Here is a 22,566-nt window from a genome sequence, read left to right as displayed (position 1 = left end):
CTAGGTCTTTTCTTCGACAGGTGGGGAATGGACGTGGCAGCAAGATCCGGTGGGGCGAGCGCCTATATCGATGCTTGGAACGCCGGGCTCGCAGAGGCCGTGGAAAACCTCGGCGAGCCCGGTTTCCCGGAAACCCTGGAGCGCGCGCTTCGGCAACTCGTCGCCTTCGAGATGATGAACGGCTTTGCCTATTCGCCAGGCGGCAAGGCCTTCGATCTCCATAACGAGCGCATCATCGGCGACCGCGTCACCATCGTCGATCACTACCTTGACGGCGCCTATATCCTCGACCCGTTCTACGATGCCGTCCGCAACGCAAAACTCGACGGCGGCGTCCTGGTGATGCGACGGTTGGCGCCGGACCGTTTCACCGAGACGGAATACTTCCGCCGCCACTACCAGGCGACCGGCATCGTCGACGAGATCGGCTTCATTTTGAAGCTTCCGCATGTCGATGCCGTGCTGTCGCTCTCGCGCATCGGCGACGTGCCCGGCTTCTCCCGCCGTGACCTCGTCCGGCTGGAAAGTGCTGCGCCGATCGTGCGGGCGCTGGCCGAACGGCACTGGCGCGCGCGGTTCGACCCGCCCCGCGAGGAGGATGATGCCGCAGCGACGATCAGCCACCCGTTGCTCTCGAAACGGGAGCTGGAGATCGTGACCCTGATCCTCAAGGGTCACTCGACCTACTCCATCGCCGCCACTCTCGGCCTCTCGCCGAATACGGTCAAGGTCCATCGTCGCCAGGCCTATGCCAAGCTCTCCATTTCCAGTCAGGCGGAGCTCTTCCATCTCTTCCTCAGCCGCCGCTGATCATTCGACGAACTCCACTTCCGGCGGCGCTGACTGGAAGAACCGGGTGAGGTAGGCGAGATAGCACACCCCAATGGCCAGCCAGATGATACCCAGAAGCTTGGCGTGGCCATCGAGATTCCACAGCAGGAACAGGTCACAGACCGCACCGACGGCCGGCACGACAAGCCCGAGCAGCGCGCCGAGCGGCCGCACGATTGCATTGCCCTGCAGATAGAGCGCGATCACCGAGACATTGACGGCGGTGAAGGCGAGGAACGCGCCGAAATTGATGAAGGATGTCGAGGTCGTCACGTCGAGTGTGAGCGCAAGCAGGCCGACGATGCCGACGAGCACGAGGTTGAACACCGGCGTGCGCCATTTCTCATGCAGCTTGCCGAAGATCCCCATCGGCAACACGCCGTCGCGGCCCATGGCGAAAAGCAGCCGACCGACGCTCGCCTGTGCCGCAAGCCCCGAGGTGAACTGGGCAACCACGAGCGTTGCGAGGAACAGGGTCACGAAGATATCGCCGCCGATCATCAGAGCGATTTCCGTAGCGGCGGAATCGACGGAGGTGAACGCGCCGCCGGGATGGGCGAGCTGCGTCACATAGGCCGAACCCGTGAAGATGATCCCGCCGATCACCGCGATGATCATGATCGCCTTCGGCATCGTGCGGGTTGGGTCACGCGTCTCTTCCGTCAGGGTTGAGACGGCATCGAAGCCCAGGAAAGAATAGGCCGCGATTGCCGCACCGGCGACGGAAGCACTGAACGGTACATTCGCTTCAAAGAATGGCCGTACCGACGCAAGCCCACCGACGCCATTGATGGCAACGACATAGCGCCCTGCCAGTACGACGAACGCGATCAGCACGATGAGCTGCACCAGCATCAGCACGACGTTCACCCGGTTGGCGAAAGCGATGCCGATGACGTTTACGGCCGTCGTCAGCACAATGAAGCCGACGATCCACAGCCAGGCCGGAACGGCCGGGAAGGCGGAGCCCAGATAGGCGGCACCGATCAGCCAGATAACCATCGGCAGGAAGAAATAGTCGAGCAGGACGGCCCAGCCGACGAGGAAGCCCGCACCGGAATTCAGCGACTTGCGGGCGTAGGTGTAGGCGGATCCGGCGACCGGATAGACCTTCGCCATGATCCCGTAGCTCGCGGCCGTCAGGAAAATCGCAAGCGCCGCGATGAAATAGGCCATCGCCGTCGTGCCCTGGCTTGCCGAGGCCAGCGCCCCGAACGTGCCGAACACGATCATCGGCGTCATATAGGCAAGCCCGAACAGCACCACGGACCACAGACCAAGGGTTCGATCGAGTTTAATGTTTTGTGTCATGTTCCCCTCCTCCAACGAACAGACTGGAAGCGTCGGGGAAACCGAGGGCTATGCCAATAACCCTAGGGTGTTATGGCGCTCCCCGGTGACATGGCGAGGGAGAGCGAGCAGGGTGACCCGGATTTCGCAACCACCCGCCCTTGGTCTGGCACAGCGCTTCACATCGAAAGCAGGGTTCGCGTCAACGGATGCCCGGCGTCGGCAAGGCCGTCGATGACATTGAAGTGGTGCCTGTCCGGTTCGACGATGGCGGTCGTGGTTGCACCCAGTCCCGTCCAGATATTGGCAAGCAGGGCATTCTGGCGCAGGAATTCGGCGCGCTCGCCGCCACCGACCCAGCAGGTGATGCGGGCATCCCGCATCGGCCGCAGCAGCGCCGGGCTTTGCGAAAGAGCCTCCGCCTCATCGATCGAAAGCTTCTCGTTCATCCCGGTCGACATAATCGGTCGCAGATCGTGCACGCCCGAGATCGAGACGACGTTGCGGACGCGTTCCTGGACATCCGGCGAGAGCGGCGCGGTCGCCGTGATCATCCGGCTGACGAGATGGCCGCCAGCCGAATGGCCGGTCAGCATCAGCGGCCCTTCGACCAGCTTTGCCGCCTCACCGATTGCGGCCGCGACCTCCTCGACGATCCCGGTGATGCGGATCTCCGGGCAGAGCGTGTAGGACGGCATGGCGACGGCGTAACCGCTGGCGACAGCGCCTGCGGCGAGATGCGACCAGAAGGTCTTGTCGAGCTGCAGCCAGAACCCACCGTGCACGAAGACGACCAGGCCTTTCGCCGGGCCATCGGGGAAGAAAAGGTCCATGCGATTTCTGGATCGCTCGCCATAGGCAAGGTCGAGTTTCGCCAGCCCTGATGCCGAAAGCGCATTGCGGAATGCCTCCGCCGGCCCAACCCATGCCTGCGGCCACCGGTCGCCCCGCGCAATGTTCACGCCATTGGCATAGGCGTTGTTCCAATCGGAAACACGGTGTTCCAGCATCGATGCAATCCTCCCTTCGATATCTTCCCACGCATAGAAATCGCCTGCCCCATCAAGAAACGCAATGCGTCATTCAAAAAAAACTTTAGGCTTGAAATAATTTTGGACTGGTGCGATGCTGCCCCCATGTTCAGCCGAGAAGTGGAGGTCTCGCTGTGCCCATCACGATCACTGAGTCGCCCTGGCGACGGCATGCCCCCATCGGCGACGATGCGGCGAGGCTTGGCGACCCGTTCGCACGGCAGGGCTCCGCGCGACGACCAGAACTTTAGCCGGCTTTGAAAATGCCTGGGCAACGGGCAGAAACTGAACAAGGGAACAGCCGCCATATGCTTGGACCGACTTCGCACGTCGATACGTTCACACGCGACCATCTGCCGCCACCGGAAGAATGGCCGGAATTCCGTCTCGAAGGCTTCGACTACCCGGACCATCTCAACGCCGCCGTCGAATTGACGGATGCCATGGTCGCAAAGGGTTTTGGCGACCATACCGCGCTGATCGGCAACGGGCGCCGGCGAACCTACAAGGAGCTGTCCGACTGGACGAACAGGCTCGCCCATGCCCTCGTCGAAAACTACGGCGTGAAGCCTGGCCACCGTGTGCTCATCCGCTCGGCCAACAATCCGGCCATGGTCGCCTGTTGGCTGGCGGCCACCAAGGCCGGCGCCGTGGTCGTCAACACCATGCCGATGCTCAGAGCCGGCGAACTGACCAAGATCGTCGACAAGGCAGAGGTCAGCCTGACGCTTTGCGATACCCGCCTGATGGACGAGATGATCGCCTGCGCCAAGGACAGTCGCTACCTGAAGCAGGTCGTCGGCTTCGACGGGACAGCAAACCACGACGCCGAACTCGACCGCATTGCGCTCGACAAGTCTGTGGTCTTCGAAGCGGTACACACCGGTCGTGACGACGTCGCCCTTCTCGGTTTCACTTCGGGCACGACAGGGGTCCCGAAGGCAACCATGCACTTCCATCGCGATCTCCTTGTTATTGCCGACGGCTATGCCAGGGAGGTGCTCGGGGTGACACCCGACGATGTCTTCGTCGGCTCACCGCCGCTCGCCTTCACCTTCGGTCTCGGCGGCCTTGCCATCTTCCCCTTGCGTTTCGGCGCGGCGGCAACGTTGCTCGAGCACGCGACGCCCGCCAACATGGTGGAGATCATCGAGAAGTACAAAGCAACGATCTCGTTTACCGCTCCGACCGCCTATCGGGCGATGATGAAGGCGATGGACAACGGTGCTGACCTTTCGTCGCTCCGGGTAGCGATCTCGGCGGGCGAAACGCTGCCGGGGCCCGTCTTCGAGGAGTGGACGGAAAAAACCGGCAAGCCGATCCTCGACGGGATCGGCGCGACAGAGATGCTGCATATCTTCATTTCCAACCGCTTCGAAGACCGCAAGGCCGCCTCGACCGGCAAGCCGGTCGGTGGCTACGAAGCCCGGATCGTCGATGACGAGATGCGGGAGGTCCCTCGCGGTACGGTCGGCAAGCTCGCGGTGCGCGGCCCGACCGGCTGCCGCTATATGGCGGACGCCCGCCAGCGCGATTATGTCCGCGACGGCTGGAACCTGACCGGCGACGCCTTCTATCAGGACGAAGACGGCTTCTTCCATTTCGCCGCCCGCTCGGACGACATGATCGTAACGGCCGGCTACAACATCGCCGGCCCCGAGGTCGAGGCGGCGTTGATCTCGCACCCGGAAGTCGCGGAATGCGCCGTCGTCGGAGCGCCCGATGCGGAGCGCGGCCAGATCGTCGAAGCCTATGTCGTGCTGATTTCGGGCGTCTCAGCCGACGACGCGACGATCAAGCGCTTGCAGGATCATGTGAAGGCGACGATCGCGCCTTACAAATATCCGCGATCGGTAAAGTTCCTGGACAGCCTGCCGAAAACAGCCACGGGCAAGATCCAGCGGTTCCGATTGCGGTCGGAGAACTAAGAACATGAGCAAATCATACGATCCTTCGAAAGAAGGCGCCCAGATGTCGTTCAAGGGACGCATGTCCTACAGCGACTATCTCATGCTGGAGAAGGTGCTGGACGCACAGGAGCCGCTTTCCAAGGCCCACGACGAGATGCTGTTCATCATCCAGCATCAGACGTCGGAACTCTGGATGAAGCTCGCGCTGCACGAGATCAACGCAGCAGTCCGCTCGATCCGCGACGACCGGCTGGAACCCGCCTTCAAGATGCTGACGCGCGTGGCGCGCATCTTCGAGCAGCTGAATAGCGCCTGGGACGTGCTGCGCACGATGACGCCCAGCGAATACACCACGTTCCGCGAATCGCTCGGCCAATCCTCCGGCTTCCAGTCGTGGCAATACCGAGCGATCGAGTTCCTTGCGGGCAATCGCAACGCCTCCATGCTCGGGCCGCATGCGCACCGTCCCGACATCATGGAGAAGCTCGAGGCGATCCTGGCCGCGCCGTCGCTCTACGACGAAGCGATCCGGCTGCTTTCGCGCAACGGCTTCGATGTCGGCGAGGAGGCGCAGCGAAGCGACTGGCGCGAAACGCGCACGGAAAGCGACAAGGTCTTTGCCGCCTGGCAGACCGTCTACCGCGATCCCGAGCGCTACTGGATGCTCTACGAACTCGCCGAGAAACTGGTCGATTTCGAGGACTACTTTCGCCGATGGCGCTTCAATCACGTCACGACCGTGGAGCGCATCATCGGCATGAAGCGCGGAACCGGGGGAACATCCGGCGCGTCCTATCTTAAGAAGATGCTTGAAGTGGAACTCTTTCCCGAGCTCTGGCACGTGCGCACGGGTCTCTGATAGAACACAACTCATAAGGGAACCTATAAAGAGGAGAACAGCATGAACCGCATTCTGGCAGCGAGCCTTTTTGGCCTCTCGCTTGCGACGTCGAGCCTTGCCCATGCCGAGCCGGTGAAGATCGGCGTCATCACCACGCTTTCGGGCGGCGGCGCGGGCCTTGGCATCGACATGCGCGACGCATTCACGCTGGCGATCAAGCAATCGGGCAACAAGGACGTGGAGCTGGTGATCGAGGACGATGCCCAGAAGCCGGAACTTGCGGTGCAGATCGCCGAAAAGATGATCCAGGGCGACAAAGTCGACCTGATGACGGGCATCATCTGGTCGAATCTCGCGATGGCGGTCGTGCCGAACGCGGTCGCGCAGGACGTGATCTATCTCTCACCGAATGCCGGTCCTTCGGCACTGGCCGGTGCGAACTGCAACCCGAACTATTTCAACGTCGCCTACCAGAACGACAATTTCCATGAGGCGATGGGGCAATACGCCAACAAGGACTACAAGAACGCCTTCATCCTGGCGCCCAACTATCCGGCCGGCAAGGACGCGCTGACCGGCTTCAAGCGCTACTACAAGGGCGCTCTTGCCGGCGAGATCTACACCCAGGTCGGACAGACGGACTATGCCGCCGAAATCGCCCAGATCCGCGCCTCCGGCGCCGACACAGTCTATTTCTTCCTGCCCGGCGGCATGGGCATCGCCTTCATGAAGCAATATGCGCAGTCGGGCGTGAACATCCCGGTCATGGGCCCGGGCTTCTCCTTCAGCCAGGACGTCCTGCCGGCGATCGGCGACGCCGCCCTTGGCGTCAAGAACTCAGCGACCTGGTCCAAGGACCTCGACAACGAAGCCAACAAGAAGTTCGTCGAAGCCTTCAAGGCCGAGTACAAGCGCCTGCCCTCGATCTACGCCGCACAAAGCTGGGATACGGCAAACCTGATCCTCGCCGCGCTGTCGAAGGCGAGCGTCAAGGACAAGGACGCCTTCCGCGCCGCGCTCAAGGCGGCCGATTTCAAGTCGGTGCGCGGCAAGTTCACCTTCAACAACAACAACCACCCGATCCAGAACATCTACGTTCGTGAGGTGGTGAAGGAAGACGATGGCGTACTGACCAACAAGATCATCGCCACCGCCTTCGAAGACCACAAGGACGCCTACGCCGATAAGTGCGGCATATAATGCTTTGCACCTGATATCGCCCAGGCGATCGGCATCGTGCCGGCGTCTGGTCGATGACCCGCGTCATCCCGACATCAAGCTTGGACCGACCTCTTGTTCACCGCACTCCTGATCGAACAACTGCTCAACGGGCTCCAGCTCGGTGTGATGCTGTTTCTGATGGCCGCCGGCCTGACCCTGATTTTCGGGGTCATGGGCCTGATCAACCTTGCCCACGGCTCGCTCTACATGATCGGCGCCTTCGCCTGCGCGACCGTCGCTGCCGCGACCGGCTCCTTCTGGATCGGATTGATCGCCAGCCTTGCGGCCGCCGCCGGCGTCGGTGCGATCATCGAGGTCGCCGTCATCCGAAGGCTCTACGACCGCGATCATCTCGATCAGGTGCTCGCCACCTTCGCACTGATCCTGATCCTGTCCGAGGGCGCGCGCTGGCTCTTTGGCTCCTTCCCGCTCTATCTCGACATACCGCCTTTGCTTCAGGGCGCAGTGCCGCTCCCGGGCGGCGGCCAATACCAGCTCTATCGCCTGGCGATCATCGGCGTCGGCATCGCCGTGGCCATTGGTCTCTATCTGCTGATCGCCAGGACGCGGCTCGGCATGCGCATCCGCGCCGGCGAATCCGACCGCGAGATGATCGGCGCGCTCGGTGTCGACATCGGCACGCTCTACACGGTCGTCTTTGCGCTTGGCGCAGCACTCGCCGGGCTTGCTGGCGCCCTCGTCGGTGCGCTGCAGTCCGTGCAGGTCGGAATGGGCGAGCCAGTGCTCATCCTCGCCTTCGTCGTCATCGTTATCGGCGGCATCGGCTCCATCAAGGGCGCGCTCGTCGGCGCGGTGATTGTCGGCGTTGTCGACACGATGGGCCGCTTCCTGCTCCCCTCGGTTCTGGCGCTCACCATGCCCGCATCGCAGGCGACTACGATTGGCGCGGCGCTCGCCTCGATGCTGATCTATGTGGTCATGGCCCTCATCCTCGCCTTCAGGCCGAGCGGCCTGTTTGCGGCACAGTCGTGAGGTCAAGATGAGCCGCGAAACCACCGTCAACCTGCTGCTTGCCCTTCTGCTTCTCTGCGCACCGCTTCTGGCCGCCGGCATGGGCGAACCCTTCTATGTGACGCTCGCGACCCGCGTCGTCGTCCTGGCGCTTGCCGCCGTCGGCCTCAACCTGGCGCTCGGGCTCGGCGGGCTGCTGTCCTTCGGCCACGCAGCCTTCTTCGGCCTCGGCGGCTATGTCGCCGGCATCCTCGCCACCCACGCCTTCAATGGCGAGCCGCTGTTTGCCGGCATTCCGGCGACAACGTCGATGCCGCTCATCTGGATAGCGGCCGTGGCGGTCGCCGGCCTCATCGCGCTGCCGATCGGCGCGATCAGCCTGCGCACATCAGGCGTCTATTTCATCATGATCACGCTCGCCTTCGCGCAGATGATCTATTATTTCGCGATCTCCTGGCCGGCCTATGGCGGCGAAGATGGCCTGTCGATGGCGATGCGCAACGCCTTTCCCGGCGTCAACACCGCCAAGCCCCTGCCCTATTTCCTCATTTGCTACGCTGCACTCATGGCCGCACTTCTCCTGTTCCGCGTGGTCGAGGGTTCGCGCTTCGGCAGCGCGCTGCAGGCGGCGAGACAGAATGGAATCCGCCTTGCCGCCGTCGGCATCGCGCCCTTCAACATCCGGCTCGTCGCCTTTGCCGCCTCGGCGATGATCACCGGATTTGCCGGCGCGCTCTATGCCGATCTCAATCGCTTCGTCGGGCCCTCCATGCTGTCGTGGCACATGTCGGGTGAACTGATCGTGCTGATCATCCTCGGCGGCAAGGGCCGGCTGTTCGGCCCCGTCGCCGGCGCGATGATCTTCGTCTTCTTCGAATATGTGCTCGGGGGGATCACCGAGCGCTGGCAGTTCTTCCTCGGCCTCATCCTGCTCGGCATCGTGCTCTTTGCCCGCGGCGGATTGCTGGGCCTGCTCTCCGGAAAGCCGCGCCATGTCTGAGCCTGTTCTCGAAATCCGCGATCTCCGCAAATCCTTCGGCGCCCTCAAGGCGACCGACGGGGTCAGCCTCGAGCTTCGCCCGGGGCAAATCCATGCGCTGATCGGTCCGAACGGTGCCGGAAAAAGCACGCTGATCCACCAGATCGCCGGTTCGCTCAAGGCCGACAGCGGCAGCATCGGCTTTCTCGGCGAGGATATCGGCGGGCTCGACATGGCAGCCCGCGCGAGGCTCGGCCTTGCACGCAGCTTCCAGATTTCGTCGCTGGCGCAGGAGTTCTCAGCGCTTCGCAACGTCATGCTGGCGGTGCAGGCGCGGCAAGGCAGCAGCTTCCGCTTCTTCCGCCAGGTTACGAACGATAGGGACCTGACCGAACCGGCGATGGCGATGCTCGAGCGGGTCGACCTCGCCGCGCGCGCTCACATACCGGCGGCCGAACTTTCGCATGGCGAACGCCGGCAGCTCGAAATCGCCATCGCGCTGGCGCTTTCGCCGAAGGCGTTTCTCTTCGATGAACCGATGGCCGGCATGGGGCCGGAGGGTTCCAAGCGGCTGACGACGTTCCTCGACGGCTTGCGCCATGAAGCGCCGATGCTGCTGGTGGAACACGACATGGACGCGGTCTTTGCGCTTGCGGATCGCATTTCCGTGCTCGTTTATGGCCGCATCATCGCAACAGGCACGGTCGATGAAATCCGCAGCGATCCGGACGTTCGCCGCGCCTATTTGGGAGAAGCCGCGTGATGCTCGAACTGAAAGGCCTCGAAACCTTCTACGGCGCATCGCAGGCGCTCTTCGGCGTCAATCTCGATGTGCGGGAGGGCGAGGTCGTCGCGCTCATGGGCCGCAACGGCATGGGCAAGACGACGACGATCAATTCGATCCTCGGCCTCGTGCGCCCGCGCTCCGGCGCGATCAGCTTCGCCGGCAAGGCGATCTTCGGCATGCGACCGCACCGGATAGCGAGACTCGGCCTCGGCCTCGTGCCCGAAGGGCGGCGCTGCTTCCCCAATCTCACCGTCATGGAGAACTTGGTTGCCACGGCCCGCGGCAGCGAGTGGACCTTCGAGAAGGTGGTCTCCCTCTTTCCCCGCCTCGGCGAACGACGCGACCAATATGCCAACACGCTTTCGGGCGGCGAGCAGCAGATGCTTGCCATCGGCCGGGCGCTGATGACCAATCCCAGCCTGCTCATTCTCGACGAGGCAACAGAGGGCCTTGCGCCGGTCATTCGGCAGGACATCTGGTCGGCGATCCGCACGCTGAAGGCCGTCGGCCAATCGATCCTCGTCGTCGACAAGACGCTTTCGGAACTGCTGCCCGTCGCCGACCGCTGCTTCGTCCTGGAAAAGGGTGCGACCGTGTTCGAAGGATCGCCGGCAGCGCTGACACCGGCACTTCAGGACCGCTATCTCGGCGTCTAAGCTTGCCGTTTAGGTCGAGGGAATGCCGCCGCCAAGGACCACGGAATAGGCAGCCGCGTCGATGTTGCCGCCCGAGATGACGCAGACAATGTTTCCCTTGAAATCCGGCCGCGCGATCGCGGCGGCGAGCGAGGCGGCCCCTGCCCCCTCGGCGACGACTTTGGCCTTTTTGAACAGAAGCCGCATGGCCTCGGTCACCTGGGCCGGGCTAACGGCAATCGCCCCGTCGATGAGCTCCCGTGCCACTGGCCAAAGCTGCGGCACAAGCGATGGCGCGCCGATGCTCTTGATGAGCGACGGGCGGGTTTCGATCGTCACGATCCGTCCCGCCGCAAGTGCCGCCGAAACCGGAGCGGCGCTGTCGTCTTCGACCGCAAAAACACGGCAACGGTCGGAAGTGGCCTTGACGGCGCTGGCAACGCCGGTCGTCATGCTGCCGCCGCCATAGGGGGTGAGCACCACGTCGACATCGGGCAGATCCTCGATGATTTCCATGCCGATCGAGCCGTTGCCGGCGAGAATAGCCTGATCGGTCACCGGGTTGATCAGCAGCTCGGGCGCATCCGGGCGGGCCGCTTCGGTGATGTAGTCCCACCAGGTCTCTTGGCTGACGAAGCGCACCTCGCCGCCAAGGTCGCGCACGCCGTCGATCTTGGTCTGCGGCGCGCCGCGATACATATAGGCCACCATCGGCACGCCGATGAGGCGCGCGGCCCAAGCCATGCCGTAGGCCATGTTACCGGAACTGGTGACGGCCACGCCGTTTTGCAGATCGGCCGGATCGCGTGACAATAGGGCGTTCAAGGCGGGACGGAGCTTGAAGGCGCCGATCGGTGAAAGGGTCTCCAGCTTCAGGAAGATCTGCCGGTCGGGAAAGCCGTGGTCGAGCCGCACCAGCGGGGTTCGCGCGAAGTGGGGAGCGATGCGGCCGCGAGCCTCGGCGATTTCATCCCGTGTCGGGCGGCGTGGTGCGGTCATTGCTTAAGTCCCCCGTTAGCCGTCTTCCCACCTTCGGGCACAGTGGCTCGGAACGAATCCGTTCCGGGCGGCGACTTCAGTCTGCGTCTGAACAAGACGCTGCGGGCGAAATGCCGCCCGCAGTTCATCGGTGCCATCAATCAGGTCACGGCCGCACGGACGGCGAAGCGCGCATCCTGCCACGCACCGGTGCCGAGGATTTCTTCCAGAATCTCGACCGCCCGCCACACGTCGGCATAGCTCACATAGAGCGGCGTAAAGCCGAAGCGCATCGTCGTCGGAGCGCGGAAGTCGCCGATAACGCCACGGGCAATGAGCGCCTGCATGATCTCGTAGCTGTTGGGATGGCTGAACGAAACCTGGCTTCCGCGTTTTGTCCCGTCGCGGGGGCTCTCGAGTTCCAAGCCGTAGGCAGCGCATTTCGCCTCGACGAGCGTGATGAAGAGATCCGTGAGCCGGATGCTCTTCTCACGCAATTGCACCATGTCGACCTCGTCCCAGACGTCGAGCGCGCCCTTCAATGCGCGAAGCGACAGGATCGGCTGCGTGCCGCACAGGAAACGGCGGATGCCCTCGCCGGCCGCATAGTGCTTCTCGAAGGCGAAGGGGCGGGCATGGCCCCACCAGCCGGTGAGCGGCTGGTGGATATCGCCGTGATGACGGGTCGCGGCGTAGATGAAGGCGGGCGCGCCGGGACCGCCATTCAGATACTTGTAGGTGCAGCCGACAGCGAAATCGACATTGGCGCCGTCGAGATCAACCGGCAGGGCACCGGCCGTGTGGCAGAGGTCCCAGATGATCAGCGCGCCACGCTCGTGCGCCTTGCGGGTCAGGGCCGCCATGTCGCGCAGTTCACCAGACTTGTAGTTGACGTGGTTGACCAGGACCACGGCAACGTCGCCATCGATCAGGTCCTCGATATCGGGCGCATCGACCCCTTCGAGGCGCAGCGAAGCGCCCGGGCGCGTCGAAACCACGCCCTCGGCCATGTAGAGGTCCGTCGGGAAACTGCCGCCTTCGCTGACGATGACAGAGCGACCGGGCCGTAGCGCCATGGCCGCATGCAGGGCCTTGTAGATGTTGATCGACGTCGTATCGCAAACGACAGTCTGGCCGGCGGCCGCACCGATCAGCCGCCCGACCCGGTCGCCGAGCGCAAGCGGCATCTCGAACCACCCGGCCGTGTTCCAGCTGCGGATAAGATCCTGCCCCCATTCCTCGGTAGCCGCCTTGCGAAGCTCGTCGAAGGCAGCGGTCGAGGCGACGCCAAGCGAGTTGCCGTCGAGATAGATCAGGTTCGGCGGCAGGATGAAACGCTCGCGCATCGGACGCAGCACATCGGCGGCATCCATCGCCTCGATCGCAGTAAAATCAGGAACTGCATTCATGAAGGTGGTCCTCATTTATTCGCGAACGGTTTCGCGGGCGGGTGCCGGTCCGCGGCTTCGCTTGAGGCTCGGAAGAGCCAGCATGGCGAGAACGAACAGGCCGGTCGCAAGTTTCAGGTCCGGCGGTGGCATACCGGCCGCCAGGCAGAAGGAAACGAGTTGGTAGTAGACGATCGCACCGACAAAGGGGGCAGCGAGCTGGCGCAGCACGCTTTGCTTGCCGACGATCGCCTCGCCGATCATCAGCGCCGCAAGGCCGTTGATCAGGATGCCGAGGCCCATGTTGACGTCGGCAAAGCCCTGCGACTGCACCATCAGCGCGCCGCTGCCTGCGGAAAACGCGCCCGCAAGACCGACACCGCCGATCGTCGCCAGCCAGACGTTGATGCCTTGCGCTTCGGCCATATCGGGGTTGGCGCCGACGGCACGGACGGCGGTGCCCTTCTCGGTGCGGAAGAAATGATAGAGCAGGAAGAAGACAACGAGCGCGATCAGCCCCGCGACCACAATCTTGCTTGCCGGGAAGCCCGGCTGCAGTCCCGGCGCCCAGTCGAACACGGTCGTTGCGCCGAAGACCGAGAGGTTCGACCGTCCCATGATCCTGAGGTTGATCGAATAGAGCATCGTCATCATCAGGATACCGGCAAGCAGGGTGTGGATCCGGAACCTGAGATGAATGAACGCCGTGCAGCAGCCGGCGACGAAGCCGGCGACGAGCGCGATGGCGATCGCGGCGAGCGGTGACATGCCCGCCGCCATCAGGACGCCGCAGACGCAGCCGCCGAGCGGGAACGCGCCTTCGCTGGTCAGGTCCGGGAAGCTCAGCATGCGGAACGGGATCATGATGCCGAGCACGACGAAGGCGAGGATCAGGCTCTGCGCCAGAGTGACGGGAACGAGCGAGACGAAGCTCGCGATGGTGTTTTGAAGAATATCCATGATCGTCAGCTCGCCAGGAACATGCGGTCGGTTTTGACGGAGAAATGGCCGATCAGATCAGGCACGGTCGTCTGGGCCTTTTCCTTGCCGTCGATTTCGAGGCGGACGCGCCCCGCATCGAGCATGATCACCTTATGACCGAAGTCCACGGCATGCTGCATGTTGTGTGTCACCATCAGCGTCGTCAGCTTCAGCGCCTCGACCGCGCGGATCGTCGCCTGCATGACGATATCGGCGGTGCGGGGATCAAGTGCTGCGGTATGCTCGTCGAGCAGCAGCAGTTCCGGCTCACCGCCGACCGCCATGATCAGCGACAGCGACTGCCGCTGTCCGCCGGACAGAAGCTCCACCCGTGTGTCGAGACGGTTTTCGAGACCAAGGCCCAGCAGCGACAGCCGTTCCTTGTAGGTGGCAAGCCGCGCCGCATTGAGGCCGCGGCGCAAGGTGCGCTTGTTGCTGCGCAGTTCGGCGAGCAACATGTTTTCCGCCACCGTCATGCTGGCGGCGGTGCCGCGCATCGGGTCCTGGAAAACGCGGGCAAGCCGCATGGCACGCTTGTGCACGGGCATGGCCGTCACGTCGTCGCCATTGATGACGACCTGGCCGCTATCGAGCACGAGCGCGCCGGAGATGGCGTTGAGCATGCTGCTCTTGCCGGCGCCGTTCGAGCCGATGACGACACCGAATTCGCCTGTGGCGAGGCTGAGTTTGAGGCCGTCGAGCGCGACCTTCTCGTCTGCCTGCCCCTTGTAGAAAACCTTGCGGGCCGATCTGATTTCCAGCATTGGCTCCCCCTATCCGTGGAGTGACGGCGCTCCCGGCGCCGTCACTGTTGAGACCAATTGGAGATCAGTCGACGACGCAGCCGCAGTCGGTGGCGAGCGATGCCGGCACTTCGATGCCGAAGGCGGCCGTCGCCTTTTTCGAGATCAGCGGCGCGTGGTCTTCATAGCTCGGGCGCGACGGCGCGATCGTCTTCGGGTCCTTACCCTTGAGGATCTCCGCAGCGATCTTGCCGGCATTGACGCCGACCTGCTCGTAGTTGACGGCAAAGCTTGCCGGCACGACGCCATCGCGGACGGCACCGTCGTCGGAATTGACGATCGGGATCTCTGCCTGGCGTGCCGCCGCAGAAACTGCGCCGATGGCCGGCTGCAGCAGGTTGGATGCGGGCGTGTAGATCACGTCGGCCTTGCCGGCGAAGGAGGCGATGCGCTGCTGAATGTCGTTGACGTTGTCGACGCCGACGGCGACGACTTCGAAGCCGGCGGCAGGTGCGGCTTGCTTGATCTTGTCGAGCAGCGCCGTGTCGTTCGCCTCGCCCGGATTGTAGGGCACGCCGAAGCGCTTGGCTTCCGGCAGCAGCTTGCGGGTAAAGGCCATCACGGCGGCCACATCCTGAAGGTCCGTCGCACCGGTCATGCCCTCGTCACCGGCCTCCCAGGACGGAACCAGCTTCGCGGCCACCGGATCGGTGACGGCAGAAAAGACAACCGGGATGCCGGAGCCGGCGAGCGCTTTCTTGGCGATCTGCGAGACCGGCGTGGTGATCGTGTAGATCAGTTTCGGCTGCTCGGCCTGCAGCTTGGCAATCATCTGCGGAACGAGCGAGGCGTCGAAATTGGTGTGGCTCTCGGTGTAGACGACGTCGGTGCCTTCGACGAAGCCGTTTTCAGCCAGCGCCTTCTTGAAGCCGGCGATCGACGCGCTCAATTGCGGATGTTCGCCGAAGTTGGCGATGCCAATGCGGATCGGATCAGCGGCAGCCGTTCCCAGTCCCCAAGCCATTGCGCCGGCGACGACCAATCCCGAAAGCCAAGTGCTCTTAAGCCTGCTCATACATCCCTCCCAGAATTTGACGAGCGTTACCGCCCTCCTCGGCGGCGTGCGTGGATGATGGCGACGGTCGGAGGTCTTGTCAAACAAATATATATATTTTCATCTGAGCCGCAGAACTATATATAATTGTGTCGATCCGATGCGGGCGTTAAGGGAACTTGATGCAAGACCACGAACAGTCGACCAAAACCGAATCGGCCTACCGGTTGCTCCGCCGCGACATTCTGGCGACGCGGCTGCAGCCCGGCGCGCCGATGAAGCTGAGCGCGCTGCGCGAAAGCTACGGGATCGGCTGGACGCCGCTGCGCGAAGCGCTGTCGCGGCTGGAAGCGGAGGGCCTGGTCACGGCGATCAGCAACCGCGGCTTTGCCGTCGCGCCGGTCTCGCGAGAGGCGCTCGACGACCTCACCCGAGCGCGGCAGATCGTCGAAATTCCGCTGCTCATCGAGTCGATCGAAAATGGCGACAGCGCATGGGAGTCCGCCGTCGTCACCGCCCACTATCGCTTGTCGCGCTGCAAGATTGCCGTCGAAAACGTCTCCGAAAGCGAAATCGACGAGTGGGACGAGAAGCATGCCGCCTTTCACACCGCCCTGATCGGTGCGGCGAGATCGAGCTGGCTTTCCCGCTTCCAGGCGACGATCTCCGACCAGCTCCGCCGCCACCACCGTTTCCTGAGCCTGGCCCCCACCCTGCGCGCTGCCGCAGGGATGAGCGAGGGCTACGAGGAAGCGGTTGCCGCCTTGCAGGACGCGATGGCGATAGAGCATCATACGGAACTGATGGAGGCCGCACTCGACCGCGACGTCGACCGCGCCCGAAAGCTGATGACCGACCACATCGGCTTTACGGTCAATGTCTACGACCAGTCCGAAGATAGCGGCCGTTCACCGCCGTTGCCGCGGCATGCGTCCAAATGACGGCAGGTGACAGCCTGTCCAAGAGCCGGAAACGTCTCTAAAAGCAAAGAGACAGGGAAGTGCCTGCCAAGGCGCAGGAAAAGAAGCGGGCGTTTGCAATGATGGGTGAAGACAAGTTCGATACTTCGCCGGAATGGGTGGATGGCGAGACCAAGGCGCTCGAAGCTCCAGGCGATCACCGCGCCGAGCTCAGGCTCTGGCTGCGCCTGCTGACCTGCTCGACGCTAGTCGAGAGCGAGATCCGTCGCCGGCTTCGGGAAGAATTCGATTCGACCTTGCCGCGCTTCGACCTGATGGCCCAACTCGAACGCGCCCCTGACGGCATGGTGCTTGGCGAAGTTTCGAAGCGCATGATGGTTTCGCCCGGCAACATTACGGTGCTGGTGGAGCGCTTGACCGAGAGCGGCCACATCAGCCGTACGACGCTCCCGACGGATCGCCGCGTGCAGGTCATCGCGTTGACCCCCTACGGCCGCGCCGAATTCGAGAAGATGGCAGCAACCCATGCCGATTGGATCTCCGACCTGTTCGCGGGTGTTTCACCGCAGGACGGTGGTGTGCTGATGGACGAGCTTGCCAAGCTCAAGCGGTCCGTTATCGCTTCCCTGGCCCGCAACTCCTGAGGGCAACACCTCTTCCCTTTTCCTAAGAGCGTAGAGCGGCGTGATGACCACCGCGCCGTCGTCTGAACGCGCGCACACGCATCACGTCCACCCAAAACAATTTTAAGCTTGAAATTTCTCCCGAACGAGTCCACCTTGTTCCCAGCAGTCCGGGATGACGGCCAACGGCATCTCGACGGCGACACACGCAGCCGGAACTCGGGAGGAGAACGACATGCGGATCGTCTGTATCGGTGGCGGGCCAGCCGGGCTCTATTTCGCGCTGCTGATGAAGCGCCAGCACCCGGAACACCACGTAACCGTGGTCGAGCGGAACCGCGCCTTCGACACGTTCGGCTGGGGCGTCGTCTTCTCGGATGCCACCATGCAATCGATGCGCCAATGGGATCCGGAGACGGCCGAGGCGATCGAGATCTCCTTCAACCATTGGGACGATATCGAGCTGGTCTTCAAGGGTCGCAAGATCAGGACGACCGGCCACGGCTTCGTCGGCATCGGCCGCAAGAAGATGCTCAACATCCTCCAGGAGCGCTGCCTCGAACTCGGCGTCGAACTGGTGTTCGAGCAGGATGTCGAGAGCGACGAGCAGTTCGCCGGCGCGGATCTGATCATCGCGTCCGACGGCGTCAATTCGCGCATCCGCAACAGATACGCCGACGTCTTCCGGCCCGATATGGTCGTTCGGCCGAACCGTTATGTCTGGCTCGGCACGAACAAACAGTTCGACGCCTTCACCTTCGATTTCCAGCGCACCGAACATGGCTGGTTCCAGGCGCACATCTACCGCTTCGACGAAAACACCTCGACCTTCATTGTCGAGACCACCGATGACGTCTTCCGGGCCCATGGTCTCGACCAGATGGACCAGCAGCAATCGATCGAATTCTGCGAAAAGCTCTTTGCCGGGACCCTCGATGGCCACAAGCTGATGACCAATGCGCGCCATTTGCGTGGCTCGGCCTGGCTGAATTTCGGTCGGCTGATCTGCGAGAAGTGGAGCCATTTCAACGGCCGCAGCCACGTCGTGCTGATGGGCGATAGCGCCCATACGGCCCATTTCGCCATCGGCTCAGGCACCAAGCTTGCGATCGACGACGCCATCGAGCTGACCCGTCAGTTCGACATTCTCGGCCACGACAAGGCCAATATCCCCGCCGTTCTCGCTGCTTACGAGGAGGTACGCCGGGTCGATGTCGCCCGCATCCAGAATGCGGCCCGTAATGCCATGGAATGGTTCGAAGTCGCCGGTGCGCGTTATGCAGATACACTGGAGCCCGAGCAGTTCATGTATTCGATGCTGACCCGCTCGCAGCGCATCAGCCACGAGAACCTTCGCCTGCGCGACAAGGACTGGCTCGAAGGCTTCGAGCGCTGGTTCGCCGAACGCGCCGGCGTCGAGCCGGCCGCAAACGGCACGGTCCCGCCGCCGATGTTCACGCCGTTCAAGCTCCGCGGCCTGACGCTGAAGAACCGCATCGTCGTTTCGCCGATGGCGATGTATTCGGCGACCGATGGCGTGCCGAACGATTTCCACTTGGTGCATCTCGGCGCGCGCGCCATGGGCGGTGCGGCTCTCGTTTTCCCGGAAATGACCTGCGTATCGGCCGATGCTCGCATCACGCCCGGATGCCTTGGTCTCTGGAACGACGAGCAGGCGCATGCCTTCAAGCGGATCGTCGATTTCGTGCACCATCAGACGCCGGCGAAAATCGGCATCCAGCTTGGGCACGCCGGGCGCAAGGGCGCGACTAAGCTTGCCTGGGAGGGGATCGACCAGCCCTTGAGCGAAGGCGGTTGGCCGCTCATTTCCGCCTCGGCCCTGCCCTATCTCAAGCATTCGGACACGCCGCGCGAAATGACCCGCGCCGACATGGACCGCGTCGTCGCGGACTTCGTGCAGGCGACCGAACGGGCCCGCGACCTCGGCTTCGACATCCTCGAACTGCACGTGGCGCACGGCTACCTGCTGTCGAGTTTCCTGTCGCCGCTCACCAATCGTCGCACGGACGAATATGGCGGCGACCATGCGGCCCGCGCCCGCTTTCCCCTCGAAGTGTTCCATGCCGTTCGCAATGCGTGGCCCGCGGACAGACCGATGTCGGTGCGCCTTTCGACCCATGACTGGCACGAGGGTGGCAACACCCCCGAGGACGCGGCGATCTTCGCCCGCCTGTTCAAGGAGGCCGGTGCCGACATGATCGACTGCTCCTCCGGTCAGGTGGTGAAGGAGGAAAAGCCGGTCTACGGCCGCCTGTTCCAGACACCGTTTTCCGACAAGATCCGCAACGAGATCCAGGTCGCGACGATCGCCGTTGGGGCGATATCCGAGGCCGACCACGCCAATTCCATCATCGCTGCCGGTCGCGCCGACCTCTGCGCCATTGCCCGCCCGCACCTGGCCGACCCATCCTTCGTCCTGCATGAGGCGGCAAAGATCGGCTATGACGATCAGCCCTGGCCCAAGCAGTACCACTCCGCCCGCGCGCAATATGTGAACAATCTGGCGCGTGCGGCAACGACGGCGGGCAAGCCATGAGCAAGAGGCACGCCCTTGTCACAGGCGCGGGCAGCGGGATCGGCAAGGCGATCGCGCTTGCGCTCGCCGCCAACGGCCATATCGTCAGCCTGGCCGGGCGACGCGCAGCACCGCTCGAAGCCGTGCGAGCAGAGATCCTCTCATCGGGCGGCGAAGCCTACATCCACCATGGGTTTGACGTGACCGACCCGGCCGCCATCGAGCAAGGCATTGCGGCTGCGATTGCGAAGAGCGGAGAAATCGCTGTTCTCGTCAACTGCGCCGGCGAAGCGCCCTCGGCGCCGTTCGAGAAGACCGATCTAGCGCTCTGGCAGCGGGTAGTCTCGATCAACCTCACCGGCGTCTTTCTCGTAACGCAAGCAGCCCTTGCCTCCGTGCGCCGGGCCGGAAACGGCCGCATCGTCAATGTCGCAAGCACAGCGGGCCTCACCGGCTATGCCTATGTATCTGCCTATTGCGCATCGAAGCACGGCGTCGTCGGCCTGACACGCGCTCTGGCGCTCGAGCTTGCGCGAACCGACGTGACCGTCAATGCCGTCTGCCCGGGTTTCACCGACACGCCGCTGATCGATGGCGCGCTCGACACGATCAGCGAGAAGACCGGTCGTTCGCGCGAGGAGGCACGTGCCAGCCTTGCCCGTTCCAATCCGCAAGGGCGCCTGGTGACCCCGGATGAGGTGGCAGACACCGTCTCCTGGCTGGTGTCAGAGAAGGCGACCGCGATCACCGGCCAGGCGATCGCCGTTGCCGGTGGCGAAGTTCTCGGAGGATAGAGATGACAAACCCGATGCAGGCCAAGAAGCGCGTCTTTAGGGACCACAAGGCCAAGCACTTCCAGTTCGAAACGGACGCGGACGGCCGGGTCGCGACGATCACGCTCAACCGTCCGGAAAAGAAGAACCCGCTGACCTTCGAGAGCTACGAGGAGCTTTGCGACCTCTTCCGCTCGCTTGCCCGCGCCAGCGACGTGCGCGCCGTGGTACAGACCGGCGCCGGTGGCAACTTCTCCTCCGGCGGCGACGTCTTCGAAATCATCGAGCCGCTGACGCGCATGTCGATGCCGGACCTCTTGGATTTCACCCGCATGACCGGCGAACTGGTGCGCCAGATCCGCGCCTGCCCCCAACCCGTGATCGCAGCCGTGGACGGAATTTGCGCCGGCGCCGGGGCTATCTTGGCGATGGCTTCCGATTTCCGCGTCGCGACGCCGGAAGCGAAGACCGCCTTTCTCTTCACGCGCGTTGGGCTCGCGGGTGCAGACATGGGCGCCTGCGGCATTCTTCCCCGCATCATCGGCCAAGGCCGCGCCGCCGAACTGCTCTTCACCGGCCGGGTCATGACCGCGCCCGAGGGTCATGCCTGGGGCTTCTACAACGCCCTGCACGAGCGTGCGTCGCTGCTTGCCGAGGCGCAGAAATTCGCACGCACCATCGCCGATGGCCCCTGGTTCGCCCATGCGATGACAAAGAAGATGCTCGACCAGGAATGGGCGATGGGCATCGACCAGCTGATCGAATCGGAAGCCCAGGCCCAGGCGATCTGCATGGCGACCGGCGATTTCCGCCGCGCCTTCGAGGCCTTTGCTGCCAAGGCGAAGCCGGAATTCAAAGGGAATTGAGCATGAGTTCCCGTGACACGGCTTTGCGCCCACCAACCCGCGACCATCTCGACTGGCCGTTCTTCGACGATGGCCATCGTGCGCTTGCTGCGGAGCTGGATGACTTCGTATCCCGTGGCGGCCTTGGCGAGATCGATCACGCAAATGCCGATGCCGCGTGCAAACACCTCGTCAGCGCCCTTGGCGCCGCAGGCGTGCTTCGCCATTGCGTGCCGAAAGCATTTGGCGGCGCAAGCGAGGAGATCGATAGCCGGTCGCTCTGCCTCATCCGCGAAACGCTTGCCTATACCGACGGTCTTGCCGATTTCGCCTTCGCCATGCAGGGGCTTGGCACCGGGGCGATCAGCCTTTCTGGCTCCGAGGCACTGAAGCAGGCCGTCCTGCCCAAGGCCAGCCGCGGCGAGTGGATTTCCGCCTTTGCGCTTTCCGAACCCGAGGCTGGCTCGGATGTCGCAGCGATGGCCTGTGGTGCGCGACGCGAGGGCGAGCATTTCGTGCTCGATGGCGAGAAAACCTGGATCTCGAACGGCGGCATCGCCGACGTCTACACCGTTTTTGCCCGCACCGGCGAAGCGCCCGGCACGCGGGGCATTTCCGCCTTTGTGGTCTTCGCGGACACGCCGGGTTTCACGATCGCCGAGCGCATCGAGACCATTGCGCCGCATCCGCTTGCCCGGCTTCGCTTCGACAATTGCCGCATCCCGGCGTCGCAGCTTCTTGGGTCTCCCGGCGAAGGCTTCAAGATCGCCATGCGCACGCTCGACATCTTCCGCCCCTCCGTCGCGGCCGCCGCAACAGGCTTTGCCCGCCGGGCGCTCGACGAGGCAGTGGCGCATGCAAAGAACCGCAAGATGTTCGGCGCAACCCTTGCCGATTTGCCGACAGCGCAAAGCACGCTCGGCGAGATGGCGACTGCGATCGACGCCGCCGCCCTTCTGACCTGCCGCACGGCTTGGCAGCGCGACGTGCAGAAGCGGCCGACCACGCGGGAAGCGGCCATGGCCAAGATGACGGCGACCGAGAATGCACAATGGGTCATCGACCAGGCGCTGCAGCTCTTCGGCGGCCGCGGCGTGCGCGTCGGCGAAATCACCGAACGGCTCTATCGCGAGATCCGGGCACTGCGGATTTACGAGGGCGCAACCGAGGTTCAAAAGCTCATCATCGGCCGCGAGCTGATGAAAGGTACGGGACGATAACGAGGGGG

Annotated in this window: 21 protein-coding genes; 14 read left to right on the top strand and 7 right to left on the bottom strand. The window is 63.5% G+C overall.

Features of this window, described 5'->3' with window-relative positions; genetic code table 11:
• Window positions 1-33: 33 nt before the first annotated feature.
• Complete coding sequence (locus ACTJKE_RS18405; protein WP_245296308.1) at window positions 34-810, top strand: helix-turn-helix transcriptional regulator; 777 nt, start codon at window positions 34-36, stop codon at window positions 808-810.
• Here the strand turns inward: ACTJKE_RS18405 and ACTJKE_RS18400 are convergent, their stop codons facing one another.
• Together ACTJKE_RS18400 and ACTJKE_RS18395 are read right to left on the bottom strand one after the other, a co-directional pair.
• A complete protein-coding gene (locus ACTJKE_RS18400) occupies window positions 811-2,142 on the bottom strand; it encodes an APC family permease (protein WP_058330084.1) in 1,332 nt (443 codons plus the stop codon).
• 158 nt (window positions 2,143-2,300) lie between these two features.
• Entirely contained in the window at window positions 2,301-3,131 is an 831-nt protein-coding gene (locus ACTJKE_RS18395) for an alpha/beta hydrolase (RefSeq protein ID WP_058330085.1), read from the bottom strand.
• A gap of 329 nt (window positions 3,132-3,460) precedes the next feature.
• Here ACTJKE_RS18395 and ACTJKE_RS18390 point away from each other — a divergent pair, with 329 nt between their 5' ends.
• The 7 genes from ACTJKE_RS18390 (at window position 3,461) to ACTJKE_RS18360 (ending at window position 10,518) form a co-directional block, all read left to right on the top strand.
• On the top strand, window positions 3,461-5,080 hold the full coding sequence (locus ACTJKE_RS18390) for a benzoate-CoA ligase family protein (protein ID WP_058330086.1): 1,620 nt from the start codon (window positions 3,461-3,463) through the stop codon (window positions 5,078-5,080).
• A 4-nt stretch (window positions 5,081-5,084) separates the two neighbouring features.
• Window positions 5,085-5,921 (top strand): tryptophan 2,3-dioxygenase, encoded by an 837-nt coding sequence (gene kynA / locus ACTJKE_RS18385; protein WP_058330087.1) that lies wholly within the window; start codon window positions 5,085-5,087, stop codon window positions 5,919-5,921.
• Window positions 5,922-5,963: 42 nt separating this feature from the next.
• Window positions 5,964-7,103, top strand: coding sequence for an ABC transporter substrate-binding protein (locus tag ACTJKE_RS18380; protein WP_058330088.1), 1,140 nt, complete (start codon window positions 5,964-5,966; stop codon window positions 7,101-7,103).
• 93 nt (window positions 7,104-7,196) lie between these two features.
• Window positions 7,197-8,117 carry a branched-chain amino acid ABC transporter permease gene (locus tag ACTJKE_RS18375; protein ID WP_058322314.1) on the top strand — a complete coding sequence of 307 codons (921 nt, stop codon included), beginning with the start codon at window positions 7,197-7,199 and terminating at the stop codon, window positions 8,115-8,117.
• A gap of 7 nt (window positions 8,118-8,124) precedes the next feature.
• Window positions 8,125-9,096 (top strand): branched-chain amino acid ABC transporter permease, encoded by a 972-nt coding sequence (locus ACTJKE_RS18370; protein ID WP_058330089.1) that lies wholly within the window; start codon window positions 8,125-8,127, stop codon window positions 9,094-9,096.
• Window positions 9,089-9,838, top strand: coding sequence for an ABC transporter ATP-binding protein (locus tag ACTJKE_RS18365; protein ID WP_058330090.1), 750 nt, complete (start codon window positions 9,089-9,091; stop codon window positions 9,836-9,838). The genes ACTJKE_RS18370 and ACTJKE_RS18365 overlap by 8 nt, the downstream gene beginning before the upstream one ends.
• Window positions 9,838-10,518, top strand: a complete 681-nt coding sequence (locus ACTJKE_RS18360; RefSeq protein ID WP_058330091.1) for an ABC transporter ATP-binding protein — start codon at window positions 9,838-9,840, stop codon at window positions 10,516-10,518. The genes ACTJKE_RS18365 and ACTJKE_RS18360 overlap by 1 nt, the downstream gene beginning before the upstream one ends.
• Window positions 10,519-10,527: 9 nt before the next feature.
• Here the strand turns inward: ACTJKE_RS18360 and ACTJKE_RS18355 are convergent, their stop codons facing one another.
• The 5 genes from ACTJKE_RS18355 to ACTJKE_RS18335 all read right to left on the bottom strand — a co-directional run bounded on the left by ACTJKE_RS18355 (window position 10,528) and on the right by ACTJKE_RS18335 (window position 15,662).
• Window positions 10,528-11,496, bottom strand: coding sequence for a threonine ammonia-lyase (locus ACTJKE_RS18355; protein ID WP_058330092.1), 969 nt, complete (start codon window positions 11,494-11,496; stop codon window positions 10,528-10,530).
• Between the two features lie 140 nt (window positions 11,497-11,636).
• Window positions 11,637-12,884 carry a kynureninase gene (kynU, locus tag ACTJKE_RS18350; protein WP_058330148.1) on the bottom strand — a complete coding sequence of 416 codons (1,248 nt, stop codon included), beginning with the start codon at window positions 12,882-12,884 and terminating at the stop codon, window positions 11,637-11,639.
• A 15-nt stretch (window positions 12,885-12,899) separates the two neighbouring features.
• Window positions 12,900-13,823, bottom strand: coding sequence for an ABC transporter permease (locus tag ACTJKE_RS18345; protein WP_058322309.1), 924 nt, complete (start codon window positions 13,821-13,823; stop codon window positions 12,900-12,902).
• 5 nt (window positions 13,824-13,828) lie between these two features.
• A complete protein-coding gene (locus tag ACTJKE_RS18340) occupies window positions 13,829-14,608 on the bottom strand; it encodes an ABC transporter ATP-binding protein (protein WP_058330093.1) in 780 nt (259 codons plus the stop codon).
• Window positions 14,609-14,672: 64 nt separating this feature from the next.
• Complete coding sequence (locus tag ACTJKE_RS18335; protein ID WP_440692056.1) at window positions 14,673-15,662, bottom strand: ABC transporter substrate-binding protein; 990 nt, start codon at window positions 15,660-15,662, stop codon at window positions 14,673-14,675.
• 161 nt (window positions 15,663-15,823) lie between these two features.
• On the opposite strand from ACTJKE_RS18335, the gene ACTJKE_RS18330 reads away from it, so the two are divergent.
• From ACTJKE_RS18330 to ACTJKE_RS18305, 6 genes are all read left to right on the top strand, one after another.
• Window positions 15,824-16,582 carry a GntR family transcriptional regulator gene (locus ACTJKE_RS18330; protein ID WP_058330094.1) on the top strand — a complete coding sequence of 253 codons (759 nt, stop codon included), beginning with the start codon at window positions 15,824-15,826 and terminating at the stop codon, window positions 16,580-16,582.
• Between the two features lie 101 nt (window positions 16,583-16,683).
• The gene (locus tag ACTJKE_RS18325; protein WP_058322305.1) at window positions 16,684-17,205 is read left to right on the top strand and encodes a MarR family winged helix-turn-helix transcriptional regulator; all 522 of its coding nucleotides are present in this window, start codon (window positions 16,684-16,686) and stop codon (window positions 17,203-17,205) included.
• Window positions 17,206-17,419: 214 nt separating this feature from the next.
• Window positions 17,420-19,741 (top strand): bifunctional salicylyl-CoA 5-hydroxylase/oxidoreductase, encoded by a 2,322-nt coding sequence (locus tag ACTJKE_RS18320; RefSeq protein ID WP_058330095.1) that lies wholly within the window; start codon window positions 17,420-17,422, stop codon window positions 19,739-19,741.
• On the top strand, window positions 19,738-20,514 hold the full coding sequence (locus ACTJKE_RS18315) for an SDR family NAD(P)-dependent oxidoreductase (RefSeq protein WP_058330096.1): 777 nt from the start codon (window positions 19,738-19,740) through the stop codon (window positions 20,512-20,514). Before ACTJKE_RS18320 ends, ACTJKE_RS18315 begins: the two co-directional genes overlap by 4 nt.
• Window positions 20,515-20,516: 2 nt before the next feature.
• Window positions 20,517-21,359, top strand: a complete 843-nt coding sequence (locus ACTJKE_RS18310; RefSeq protein ID WP_440692054.1) for an enoyl-CoA hydratase family protein — start codon at window positions 20,517-20,519, stop codon at window positions 21,357-21,359.
• A 2-nt stretch (window positions 21,360-21,361) separates the two neighbouring features.
• Window positions 21,362-22,558, top strand: a complete 1,197-nt coding sequence (locus ACTJKE_RS18305; protein ID WP_058330098.1) for an acyl-CoA dehydrogenase family protein — start codon at window positions 21,362-21,364, stop codon at window positions 22,556-22,558.
• Window positions 22,559-22,566 lie beyond the last annotated feature (8 nt).

The organism is Ensifer sp. 22521, from assembly GCF_052044795.1.
Lineage (GTDB): Bacteria > Pseudomonadota > Alphaproteobacteria > Rhizobiales > Rhizobiaceae > Ensifer.
This window is presented reverse-complemented; position numbering and strand designations above follow the sequence as displayed.

Bases quoted from the DNA above. Each gene is read 5' to 3' on its own strand.
- ACTJKE_RS18345 (WP_058322309.1), bottom strand. From the start codon at position 13,823: ATGGATATTCTTCAAAACACCATCGCGAGCTTCGTCTCGCTCGTTCCC.
- ACTJKE_RS18340 (WP_058330093.1), bottom strand. From the start codon at position 14,608: ATGCTGGAAATCAGATCGGCCCGCAAGGTTTTCTACAAGGGGCAGGCA.
- ACTJKE_RS18320 (WP_058330095.1), top strand. From the start codon at position 17,420: ATGCGGATCGTCTGTATCGGTGGCGGGCCAGCCGGGCTCTATTTCGCG.
- ACTJKE_RS18335 (WP_440692056.1), bottom strand. From the start codon at position 15,662: ATGAGCAGGCTTAAGAGCACTTGGCTTTCGGGATTGGTCGTCGCCGGC.
- ACTJKE_RS18355 (WP_058330092.1), bottom strand. From the start codon at position 11,496: ATGACCGCACCACGCCGCCCGACACGGGATGAAATCGCCGAGGCTCGC.
- ACTJKE_RS18390 (WP_058330086.1), top strand. From the start codon at position 3,461: ATGCTTGGACCGACTTCGCACGTCGATACGTTCACACGCGACCATCTG.
- ACTJKE_RS18325 (WP_058322305.1), top strand. From the start codon at position 16,684: ATGGGTGAAGACAAGTTCGATACTTCGCCGGAATGGGTGGATGGCGAG.
- ACTJKE_RS18305 (WP_058330098.1), top strand. From the start codon at position 21,362: ATGAGTTCCCGTGACACGGCTTTGCGCCCACCAACCCGCGACCATCTC.
- ACTJKE_RS18395 (WP_058330085.1), bottom strand. From the start codon at position 3,131: ATGCTGGAACACCGTGTTTCCGATTGGAACAACGCCTATGCCAATGGC.
- ACTJKE_RS18370 (WP_058330089.1), top strand. From the start codon at position 8,125: ATGAGCCGCGAAACCACCGTCAACCTGCTGCTTGCCCTTCTGCTTCTC.
- kynU (WP_058330148.1), bottom strand. From the start codon at position 12,884: ATGAATGCAGTTCCTGATTTTACTGCGATCGAGGCGATGGATGCCGCC.
- ACTJKE_RS18310 (WP_440692054.1), top strand. From the start codon at position 20,517: ATGACAAACCCGATGCAGGCCAAGAAGCGCGTCTTTAGGGACCACAAG.
- kynA (WP_058330087.1), top strand. From the start codon at position 5,085: ATGAGCAAATCATACGATCCTTCGAAAGAAGGCGCCCAGATGTCGTTC.
- ACTJKE_RS18365 (WP_058330090.1), top strand. From the start codon at position 9,089: ATGTCTGAGCCTGTTCTCGAAATCCGCGATCTCCGCAAATCCTTCGGC.
- ACTJKE_RS18380 (WP_058330088.1), top strand. From the start codon at position 5,964: ATGAACCGCATTCTGGCAGCGAGCCTTTTTGGCCTCTCGCTTGCGACG.
- ACTJKE_RS18360 (WP_058330091.1), top strand. From the start codon at position 9,838: ATGCTCGAACTGAAAGGCCTCGAAACCTTCTACGGCGCATCGCAGGCG.
- ACTJKE_RS18400 (WP_058330084.1), bottom strand. From the start codon at position 2,142: ATGACACAAAACATTAAACTCGATCGAACCCTTGGTCTGTGGTCCGTG.
- ACTJKE_RS18330 (WP_058330094.1), top strand. From the start codon at position 15,824: ATGCAAGACCACGAACAGTCGACCAAAACCGAATCGGCCTACCGGTTG.
- ACTJKE_RS18315 (WP_058330096.1), top strand. From the start codon at position 19,738: ATGAGCAAGAGGCACGCCCTTGTCACAGGCGCGGGCAGCGGGATCGGC.